The sequence below is a fragment of the Nostoc sp. CHAB 5715 genome (assembly GCF_020829685.1).
Classification (GTDB): Bacteria; Cyanobacteriota; Cyanobacteriia; order Cyanobacteriales; family Nostocaceae; genus Nostoc.
The window spans coordinates 1-2,121 of record NZ_JAIVFR010001159.1 but is presented as its reverse complement, the minus strand read 5'-3'; the positions used below and the strand labels follow the sequence as shown (position 1 = coordinate 2,121).

The following is a 2,121-nucleotide window of genomic DNA, read 5'->3' as shown; positions in this document are numbered from 1 at the left end:
CGTAAACGCCGCCCGAAAGCTTTCAACACGCAGCCTAAAGTACGAAATACGCAACTGTGTTCGGAGGCGGAGTGTCTCCGACTCCGCGCTGTTTCTCAAGGGTTTTCAGCTAGCCTTTCTTATAAAACTATGTTGACACCAAGTTGTATTCTAAAACATATCTCCTCTGCCCCTCTACCTCTTCCCCATGCCCAATGCCCAATGCCCAATGCCCAATGCCCAATGCCCAATGCCCAATGCCCAATGCTCAATGCCCAATGCCCAATGCCCAATGCCCAATGCCCAATGCCCAATGCCCAATGACAATTGACCATGATTCAAGAAAGGGGTAAAGTCTACCTTGTAGGTGCTGGGCCTGGAGATGTGGCATACCTGACGGTAAAAGCTTACAATCTCTTAGCTGCTGCTCAGGTTTTAGTCTACGATGCCCTGGTAGATGCTCAATTATTGCAGTGCGTACCACCTGATTGTTTGAAGTTGGATGTTGGGAAACGCGGTGGGAAACCCAGTACAACCCAAGCTGAGATTAACAAGTTACTCGTAAAGCATTGCCAGCAAGGGAAACAAGTTGTACGGCTCAAATCAGGCGATCCGTTGATTTTTGGGCGTTGTACTTCCGAAATTGAAGCACTCAAAGCATCTGGTTGTGATTTTGAACTAGTACCAGGAATTTCCTCAGCCCTTGCAGCACCTTTGTTAGCAGGAATTCCTCTCACAGATCCGGTGTTGAGTCGCACTTTTGTAGTGCTTACAGCTCATGAACCAGAAGTTTTAGACTGGGAGGCACTCTCACGACTAGAGACATTGGTAATTTTGATGGGAGGGCAACATCTGCCAGAAATTGTACATCAACTGGTGCGACACGGGCGATCGCACTTAACACCCATTGCCATAATCCGTTGGGCAGGAACTCCTCGTCAACAAATTTGGACAGCACAACTGGGCAATATTGTGGAACAAACCACCGAATTATCCCTTTCTCCAGCAGTAATTGTTATTGGCGAAGTTGTTGGGCTACGGAAGTACTTACAACCTGAGAATATATATTTAGACAAAATTATCAGGCAGGAGTCTGGAGAAAAGCATTCCCAGGTTCCGGCTGTGAACGAGAGTATTCCTATACCCCAACCTATGTTAAGCAACTTCCCCTTATCTCCTCTTCCCCTCAGTGGCAAAACAATCTTAGTGACACGTTCAGTTGGACAGTCGAGCCAATTTAGCGATCGCCTCATCGCATTAGGTGCAACAGTCATCGAAATGCCTACCTTAGAAATCGGCCCGCCCTCCAGTTGGGAAGCTTTGGATAATGCGATCGCTCATTTATCTGACTTCGACTGGTTAATTCTCACTTCTACCAATGCCATAGACTACTTTTTTGAAAGGCTAATCGCCCAAGGTAAAGATAGTCGTGCCTTAGCAGGCGTCAAAATTGCCGTCGTTGGTGAGAAAACAGCCCATTGTCTCAAACAACACTCTCTCCAGCCAGATTTTATTCCCCCCAACTTTGTTGCTGATTCTTTAGTAGAAAATTTCCCAGAGGATCTGCGTGGTAAAAAGGTTTTATTTCCCAGAGTGGAAAGCGGCGGCAGAGAAATTTTGGTTAAGGACTTAACTCTCAAGGGAGCAAAGGTGATAGAAGTTGCCGCATATCAATCTTGTTGTCCTAGTGGTATTCCACCAGAAGCACAGTTAGCTCTCCAAAACCGCAAGATAGATGTGATTACTTTTGCCAGTTCTAAAACTGTGCAATTTTTCTGTCAACTTACTGACAAAATATTTTCCAACAACTCTGATCCTAGTCAATTATTAGAGGGCGTTTGTATTGCCTCTATCGGGCCTCAAACCTCCAAAACCTGTCATTTTTTATTCAAGCGTGTGGATGTAGAAGCCCAAGAATATACTTTAGATGGTTTAACCCAAGCATTGATAACATGGGCGACAAATTCTTAGATGAGGGAGATGAGGGAGATGAGGGGGATGAGGGAGATGAGGGGGATGAGGGAGATAGAATAACTAATGCCCAATGCCCCATGCCCCATGTCCAATTCCCAATCTATCTATTTAGATAATTTTCGCTACTATTGTCACAAATATATTTAAAGTTAATTCCAGCAATCTACG

At 45.2% G+C, this 2,121-nt stretch carries 2 protein-coding genes and 1 pseudogene; all 3 read left to right on the top strand.

Annotated elements, in window-relative coordinates:
* Positions 1-303, top strand: a pseudogene (locus LC574_RS37170) (hypothetical protein); the annotation flags it as partial.
* Positions 304-312: 9 nt separating this feature from the next.
* Positions 313-1,950, top strand: coding sequence for a uroporphyrinogen-III C-methyltransferase (cobA, locus tag LC574_RS37165; protein ID WP_229458630.1), 1,638 nt, complete (start codon positions 313-315; stop codon positions 1,948-1,950).
* Complete coding sequence (locus LC574_RS37160) at positions 1,932-2,069, top strand: histidine kinase (RefSeq protein ID WP_229458629.1); 138 nt, start codon at positions 1,932-1,934, stop codon at positions 2,067-2,069. Before cobA ends, LC574_RS37160 begins: the two co-directional genes overlap by 19 nt.
* Positions 2,070-2,121: the final 52 nt, after the last annotated feature.

What these genes read in the sequence shown, in the direction of transcription:
- LC574_RS37160 (WP_229458629.1), top strand. Translation starts at nt 1,932, where the DNA reads ATGGGCGACAAATTCTTAGATGAGGGAGATGAGGGAGATGAGGGGGAT.
- cobA (WP_229458630.1), top strand. Translation starts at nt 313, where the DNA reads ATGATTCAAGAAAGGGGTAAAGTCTACCTTGTAGGTGCTGGGCCTGGA.